Source organism: Allobosea sp. TAB14, assembly GCF_052113865.1.
GTDB classification, from domain to species: domain Bacteria; phylum Pseudomonadota; class Alphaproteobacteria; order Rhizobiales; family Beijerinckiaceae; genus Allobosea; species Allobosea spartocytisi.
Genome location: NZ_JBFRDQ010000184.1, coordinates 1 through 8,076 on the forward strand (window position 1 = coordinate 1; position 8,076 = coordinate 8,076).

General features: G+C 66.3%; 6 protein-coding genes. 5 read left to right on the top strand and 1 reads right to left on the bottom strand.

What is annotated here, in order from left to right; genetic code table 11:
- Positions 1-37: 37 nt before the first annotated feature.
- A complete protein-coding gene (locus tag AB4Y99_RS22330) occupies positions 38-3,634 on the bottom strand; it encodes a hydantoinase B/oxoprolinase family protein (protein ID WP_441524869.1) in 3,597 nt (1,198 codons plus the stop codon).
- A gap of 223 nt (positions 3,635-3,857) precedes the next feature.
- On the opposite strand from AB4Y99_RS22330, the gene AB4Y99_RS22335 reads away from it, so the two are divergent.
- The 5 genes from AB4Y99_RS22335 to AB4Y99_RS22355 all read left to right on the top strand — a co-directional run.
- Positions 3,858-4,406, top strand: coding sequence for a TRAP transporter small permease (locus AB4Y99_RS22335; protein WP_441524870.1), 549 nt, complete (start codon positions 3,858-3,860; stop codon positions 4,404-4,406).
- Between the two features lie 3 nt (positions 4,407-4,409).
- Positions 4,410-5,717 (top strand): TRAP transporter large permease, encoded by a 1,308-nt coding sequence (locus AB4Y99_RS22340; RefSeq protein ID WP_038359157.1) that lies wholly within the window; start codon positions 4,410-4,412, stop codon positions 5,715-5,717.
- 40 nt (positions 5,718-5,757) lie between these two features.
- A complete protein-coding gene (locus AB4Y99_RS22345) occupies positions 5,758-6,747 on the top strand; it encodes a TRAP transporter substrate-binding protein (RefSeq protein ID WP_441524871.1) in 990 nt (329 codons plus the stop codon).
- A 160-nt stretch (positions 6,748-6,907) separates the two neighbouring features.
- Positions 6,908-7,432 (top strand): winged helix DNA-binding protein, encoded by a 525-nt coding sequence (locus AB4Y99_RS22350; protein ID WP_441524872.1) that lies wholly within the window; start codon positions 6,908-6,910, stop codon positions 7,430-7,432.
- A 159-nt stretch (positions 7,433-7,591) separates the two neighbouring features.
- The coding region (locus AB4Y99_RS22355) for a chloride channel protein (RefSeq protein WP_441524873.1) at positions 7,592-8,076 on the top strand (485 nt) is incomplete at its 3' end.

The window sequence follows — 8,076 nt, forward strand, 5'->3', positions numbered from 1 at the left end:
GCACTGAGGCGCCCGACGTCCCAAGATTGTCACAGCTTCAGCCCTTCGGCTTGCCGTAGCCGCCCGCCGTCGGCGTGATCACCGTCACCGCCTCGCCGGCCTGGAGCAGGGTCTGGTCGGAAGGCTTCAGCTCCTCGATCGCGCCCGAGAGCCGGCGCACCAGCGTCCTGCCGAGCTCGCCGGGCTCGCCACCCTTCACGCCGAAGGGGCGGACCTTGCGATGCGAGGCGAGGATGGCGCAGTCCATCGTCTTGAGGAAGCGGATGGTGCGGCTGGTGCCGTCGCCCGCCGTCCATTCGCCCTTGCCGCCGGAGCCGAGGCGGATGTGGAAATCCTCCAGCACGACCGGGAAGCGCGTCTCCAGGATCTCCGGGTCGGTCAGGCGCGAATTCGTCATGTGGACGTGCACGCCGGAGGTGCCGTTGAAGCCGGGACCGGCCGGCGAACCCGAGCAGATGGTCTCGTAATACTGATACTGATCGTTGCCGAAGGTCAGGTTGTTCATCGTGCCCTGCGAGGCCGACATGGCTTCGAGCGCGCCGAACAGCGTGTTCGTCACCGCCTGCGAGACCTCGACATTGCCCGCCACCACCGCAGCCGGATAGCGCGGCGCCAGCATGGAGCCTTCCGGCACGACGATCTTGATCGGCCGGAGGCAGCCCGCATTCATCGGGATGGCATCGTCGACCATGACGCGGAAGACATAGAGCACGGCGGCCCGCGTTACCGGCGCCGGGGCGTTGAAATTGTCCGGCCGCTGCTCGGAGGTGCCGGTGAAATCGACCGTCGCCTCGCGCTTCTCGCGGTCGATGGTGATCTTCACCTTGATCGCACAGCCCTGGTCCATCGGACAAGTGAATTCGGCGTCGTGGAGCTTGGTGAGAAGCCGCGCCACGCTCTCGGCCGCATTGTCCTGGACATGGCCCATATAGGCCTGCACGACATCGAGACCGAAGGAGCCGATCATCTTCCTCAGCTCCGCCACGCCCTTCTCATTGGCGGCGATCTGTGCCTTCAGGTCGTTGACGTTCTGCACGACGTTGCGCACCGGATAGCGCGCGCCGGTCAGGAGCTTGACCAGCTCCTCCTCGCAGAAGCGGCCTTGATCGACGATTTTGAAGTTGTCGATATAGACGCCCTCTTCCTCAATATTGGTCGCCAGCGGCGACATCGAGCCCGGCGCCGTGCCACCGACATCGGCGTGGTGGCCACGGCTCGCCACCCAGAACAGGATGTTCTTGTCCTGCGCATCGAAGACCGGCGTGCAGACCGTGATATCCGGCAGATGCGTGCCGCCATTATAGGGTGCGTTCAGGCAGTAGACATCGCCCGGCTTGATCACCGGGTTGTTGGCGATGACGGTCTCGACCGAGCGGTCCATCGAACCCAGATGCACCGGCATGTGCGGCGCGTTGGCTACAAGCGCGCCGGTCTGGTCGAAGACCGCGCAGGAGAAGTCGAGCCGCTCCTTGATGTTCACGGAATAGGCGGTGTTCTGCAGCGTCACGCCCATCTGCTCGGCGATCGACATGAACAGGTTGTTGAAGATCTCGAGCATCACCGGATCGGCCTTGGTGCCGATCGCCGCCTGCTGGACCAGCGCCTTGACGCGGACGAGGACGAGATGGTCCTTGGCGGTGAGCTTGGCGCTCCAGCCCTCCTCGACGACGACGGTCTGGTTCGGCTCGATGATGATCGCCGGCCCCGCGACGCTCTGGCCGGGCTGCATCGCCTCGCGGCGGACGATCGCCGCCTCGTGCCATGCGCCCTTGGCGAAGAAGCGCGTGCGCTCGGCCACCGCCGGCTCGCCCGATTGTTCGCCGGCCGAGGCTTCCTCGAACTTCGCACCACCGCCGACGGCCTCGACCTCGACCGCCTCGACGACCAGCGCCTTGGTCTCGTCCATGAAGCCGAAGCGCGCCTTGTGCGCGGTCTGGAAGGCCTCCTGCATCACAGCGTGCGTGCCGGCGGGGACTGCAATGGCCGTGTCGGTGCCGGCATAGCGGATATGGGCACGGGTATGGATCGCGATATCGCCCTCCGCCACGCCCTGGCCGGCGACTTCCGAGCGGGTCTCGGCCGCGAGCTTCTCCGCCACGGCGTCGATGGCGGCCTTGGCCTCGCCGTCGAGCGCAACATCGAGCGCGGCCGTCCGCGTCGAGCGGATCTCGGCGAGCCCCATGCCATAGGCCGAAAGCAGACCGGAGAACGGATGCAACAGCACCGTCTTGATGCCGAGCGCGTCTGCCACGAGGCAGGCATGCTGGCCGCCGGCGCCGCCGAAGGAGTTCAGCGCATAGCGGGTGATGTCATAGCCACGTTGGACGGAGATCTTCTTGATCGCCTCGGCCATGTTGGCGACCGCGATCTGGATGAAACCGTCCGCGACCTCCTCGGCCGAGCGGCCATCGCCGACTTCCGCAGCCAGCACCGCGAACTTGTTGCGGACGATCGCGACATCGAGCGGCTCGTTCTGCTTCGGCCCGAAGATCGCCGGGAAATAGGACGGGATCAGCTTGCCGACCATGACGTTCGCATCGGTCACCGCGAGCGGCCCGCCACGGCGATAGGCGGCCGGACCGGGATTGGCACCCGCCGAATCCGGACCGACGCGGAAGCGCGCGCCGTCATAATGCAGGATCGAGCCGCCGCCGGCCGCAACCGTATGGATCAGCATCATCGGCGCGCGCATGCGCACGCCGGCGACCTCCGTCTCGAAGGCGCGCTCATATTCGCCGTCGAAATGGGCAACGTCGGTCGAGGTGCCGCCCATGTCGAAGCCGATCACCCTGTCGAACCCGGCCGAGCGACCGGTTTCGGCAAGCCCGACGACGCCGCCGGCCGGGCCTGAGAGGATCGCGTCCTTGCCCTGGAACAATTCCGCGGCGGTGAGGCCGCCCGAGGACATCATGAACATCAACCGCGCGCCGGTGCGGGCGACGTCGAGCTCCTCCGACACCTGTTGCACATAGCGGCCGAGGATCGGCGAGAGATAGGCATCGACCACGGCGGTGTCGCCGCGCCCAACCAACTTGATCAGCGGCGAGACCTCGTGGCTGACGGAAACCTGCGGGAAGCCGATTGCGCGGGCGATGCGAGCCGCTGCCTGCTCATGCGCGCTGTAGCGGTAGCCATGCATGAACACGATGGCGACGGCGCGGAAGCCCGCATCGAACTGCGCCTGCAAGGCCGCACGGACCGCCGCCTCGTCGAGCACGCGCTCGACCGTGCCGTCGGCGAGCACGCGTTCCTCGACCTCCAGCACGTCTTCATAAAGCTGCTCGGGCTTGACGATCTGCTTGGCGAAGATGTCGGGCCGGGCCTGGTAGCCGATGCGCAGCGCGTCGCGAAAGCCCTTGGTGGTGACCAGCAGCGTGCGGTCGCCCTTGCGCTCCAGCAGCGCGTTGGTGGCAACGGTGGTGCCCATGCGCACCTCGCCGACGGCTCCGGCCGGGATGGGCTCGCCGGCCTTCAGGCCGAGCAGATCGCGAATGCCCTGCACCGCGGCATCGCGATAGGCGCCGGGATTCTCCGAGAGCAGCTTCCTGGCATGGAGATTGCCAGCAGGATCGCGCCCGATCACGTCGGTGAAGGTGCCGCCGCGATCGATCCAGAAGTCCCAGCGTGCCGTCATCGGAAAGCTCTCCCCCGCGCCTCTTGCCGGCGGGTGATCAACGCCGACATTTCATCGATAAATCGTCGATGTTGTGTTGACAAGCCGATTTCGCCGGCTACGATCCCAATTGTGGCTGGAAGAAGGCTGAGGGGCCTCTCCAGCGAAAGGTGGAGGATGCGACGATGCGAACGGTCCTGACAATCAGGGGCGTGTGCCCCGCCTTGCGGGGAGCGGCGCCGCGATGACCCGCCGAACGCTCGACCTCCTCTACCTCGCCGCCGGTTATCTCGCGGGATTGTTCCTCGTCGGCATCTTCGTGCTGATGATGCTCTTGTCGCTCGGCCGCGAGGTCAATCTCAACGTGCCTTCGGGCGACGACTTCACCGCCTGGTCCCTGGTCGCGATGGCCTTCCTCGGCCTCGCCCACACTTTCAGGAGGGGCGAGATGATCCGCGTCGGGCTGTTGCTCGAGCGTCTGCACGGCCGGCCACGTCGGATCGCGGAGCTGGTTTCGCTGACGATCGCGGCCGCCTTCATCGCCTATTTCACCTGGCAGGCCGGCAAGCTCGCCTATGATTCCTGGCAGTTCTTTGACATGTCCACCGGCGTGGTTTCCGTGCCGCTCTGGATCCCGCAGAGCGGCATGGTCCTCGGGCTCGCGATCCTGCTGATCGCCATCGCTGAGGAATGGGTCACCGTGGCGCGCGGCGGCAGGCCGACCTACGAGCCCGAGCCGCCGAAGACGACGGAAGAGCTGATCGAGCGTGTCGCGCAGGGCGGGGGCGTCTGAGCGATGAGCCTTCCCATCCTCTCCATCGTCCTGCTCGGTTTCCTCGTCGTCATCCTCGCCAGCGGTGTCTGGATCGCGGTTGGTCTCGGCCTTGTCGGCCTGCTCGCCATGATCCTCGTCACCGACGTCCCGATCGGACAGGTGATGGCTACCACGGTCTGGAGCGCCTCGGCCTCCTGGACGCTGGCGGCGCTGCCCTTGTTCATCTGGATGGGCGAGATCCTGTTCCGGACACGCCTCTCCGCCCAGATGTTCCAGGGCTTGTCGCCCTGGCTGCAATGGCTGCCGGGCCGCCTCGTGCACACCAATATCGTCGGCTGCGGCATCTTCGCCGCCGTCTCCGGCTCCTCGGCGGCGACCTGTGCCACGATCGGCAAGATCGCCCTGCCGGAGCTGAAGAAGCGCGGCTATGACGAGGGCATCAGCATCGGCACGCTGGCGGGCTCCGGCACGCTCGGCCTGCTCATTCCGCCGTCCATCCCGATGGTGGTCTATGCCGTCACGGCCAACGTCTCCGTGCTGCAGGTCTTCCTCGGCGGCTTCCTGCCCGGCCTGCTCGTGATGGCGCTCTATATGGGCTACGTCATCATCTGGTCGCTGCTGAACCCGAAGAAGATACCGCCGCGCGACCCGCCGATGGCGTTCATGGCGAAGATCCGGCAATCGGCCAAGCTCGCGCCCTGCCTGCTGCTCATCGCCGCCGTCTTCCTGTCGCTGGTCCTCGGCTTCGCGACGGCGACGGAATGCGCCGCCTGGGGTGTGACGGGCGCGCTGTTCCTCGCCTGGTGGAGCGGCACGCTGACCTGGTCGACCTTCTTCGAAAGCGTAATGAGCGCGACGCGCCTGACCTGCATGATCATGCTGATCCTGGCCGGCGCGGCGTTCTGCACGGCGGCGATGGCCTATACCGGCATCCCGGCGGCGCTCGCAGACTGGGTCAAGGGCCAGTCGCTTTCCCCGCACATGCTCGTGCTGGCGCTGACCTGCATGTACATCATCCTGGGCTGCCTCATCGACGGCATCTCGATGATCGTGCTGACGGCGGTGATCGTGCTGCCGATGGTGAAGGAAGCCGGCTTCGACCTCGTCTGGTTCGGTGTCTACCTCGTCATCCATGTCGAGATGGCGCAGATCACCCCGCCGGTCGGCTTCAACCTGTTCGTGCTGCAGAACATGAGCGGCAAGGACACGATGACGATTGCGAAGGCGGCCTTTCCGTTCTTCCTTCTGCTGAACGTCGCCGTCATCATCATCACCACCTTCCCGGACATCGTGCTGTACCTGCCGAACCTCGCTTTCCCGGATCGGTGAGCGTCACAATCACAATCAACCAGAGAGAGGGAATGTCAGCATGATCAATCGCAGAACCTTGACGGGAGCAGCCTTCGCGCTCGGCGTCAGCGCGCTCGCCATGGCCGCCCCCGCCGCGGCGCAGACCAAGTGGAACCTGCCCAACGCCTATCCGACCGACAACCCGCACACGGAGAACCTCGCCCTCTTCGCCAAGGACGTGGAGACGGCGACGGGCGGAAAGCTCCAGATCACGGTCCATGCCAATGCCGCGCTGTTCAAGGCGCCCGAGATCAAGCGCGCCGTCGCCAGCGGGMAGACCCAGATGGGCGAGATCCTGATGTCGATCCACGAGAACGAGGATCCGGTCTTCGGCATCGACGTCGTGCCCTTCCTGGCCACGAGCTTCGAGCAGTCGAAGAAGCTCTATGCCGCCTCCAAGGGAGCGATCGAGAAGAAGCTCGACGCGCAGGGCATCAAGCTCCTCTTCATGGTTCCCTGGGCGCCGCAGGGCGTCTACGCCAAGAAGGACATCAACACGGTCGAGGACATGAAGGGGCTTAAATGGCGCGCCTACAATGTCGGCACCGCCCGCCTCGGCGAGTTGCTCGGCATGCAGTCGGTCACCATTCAGGCTGCCGAGCTGCCGCAGGCGCTGGCCACCGGCGTGGTCAACTCCTTCATGTCGTCAGGCGGCACCGGCTACGATTCCAAGGTCTGGGAATCGCTCGACCACTTCTACGACGTGCAGGCCTGGATCCCGAAGGACGCCACCTTCGTCAACAAGGCCGCCTTCAACGCGCTCGACAAGCCGACGCAGGATGCGATCCTCAAGGCCGCCGCCACCGCTGAGGAGCGCGGCTGGAAGATGTGGCAGGACAAGGCCGGCTGGTACATCGACCAGCTCAAGGCCAAGGGCATGAAGGTGCAGCCGCCCTCGCCGGAGCTGGCGAGCGGCTTCAAGAAGGCGGGCGAGACGCTGACCGCCGACTGGCTGAAGAAGGCCGGTGCCGACGGCCAGGCGATCATCGACGCCTACAAGAAGATGTGAGGCGAGCGGCTCCGCCACGCTTCTATCAAGAGCGCGGTCATCCCGGGCGACCGAAGGGAGACCCGGGATCCATGCCGGAACGGTTCAGGCATGGATCCCGGATCGGCGCCGCTTCGCGGCTTGTCCGGATGACCCAGCGACTTCACTCAGGACGAGTGCGATGACCTCTCCCTTTTCCGACGATCTCGGCCCCATCGTCTCCTCCGGCCATCTCGCATCCGGAGCGCTGCCGGCGCTCTCGGAATTCGAGTTCGCGCTCAGCATGACCGTGCATGCCTTCCAGCGCTGGATCGTGCGCGGCATGGCGGCGGCCGGCATCGCCGATCTCTCGCCGCTCGATGTGCTCGTGCTGCACAACGTCAACCATCGCGCCAAGCCGAAGCGGCTCGCCGATATCTGCCTCGTCCTCAACATCGAGGACACGCATCTGGTGAACTATTCGCTGAAGAAGCTCGAGCGGCTGAAGCTCCTCAAGGGTGGCCGCAAGGGCAAGGAAAAGACCGTCGAGGTCACGCCGGCCGGCGAGGAAGCCTGCCGGCGCTACGCCCAGATCCGCGAGCAGCTCCTGGTCAAATCCGTCCGCGCCACCGGAGCCGACCCGGCCCGACTCTCCGAGATCGCCGCAATGATGCGCTCCCTCTCCGGCCAGTACGACCAGGCGGCACGGGCAGCGGCGAGCCTCTAGGAACGCGCTCCGCCAGCCGCCTCCCGGAGCGGCAGAGGGCACCGGACAGCGCAGGGCTGCCATGCCGGTCGTCGCTCGACACCCCTGGCGGCAATCCTGCTATAGCCGGCTGTTCCGATATCGGCTTGCGGAGAGGATGACGTGCGCGGCCCAGGCAAAATGCGATTGCTCCGGCGCTCGCGCGCCCTGGTCGTCACGCCGCGCTACTGGCGGCAGCGGCTGGTCTTCTGGCTCGGGGCGCTCGCCATCGGCCTTGTCAGCGCCGGTTTCGCGCGGCTGGCCGACGAGGCTCAGCAGCTCTTTTCGGAGATAGCCGGCCGGCAGGACGGGCTGCGCCTCCTGCCCCTGCTGGTGACGCCCCTGGGCTTCGGCCTGTGCGCCTTCATTGCCGCGCGCTTCGTGCAAGGCTCTCAGGGCAGCGGCATTCCCCAGGCCATCGCCGCACGCCACCTGCGCGACGACGCCGAGCGCTCCCGCTTCCTGTCGCTGCGCATCGCGGCCGGCAAGATCGTCATGACCATCATCGGCCTGCTCTGCGGCGCCTCGATCGGACGCGAGGGGCCGACGGTGCAGGTCGGCGCCTCCATCATGCTGCAAGTGGCCCGCTGGGGCGGCATGGTGCAGGCGCGCGGCCTCATCCTGGC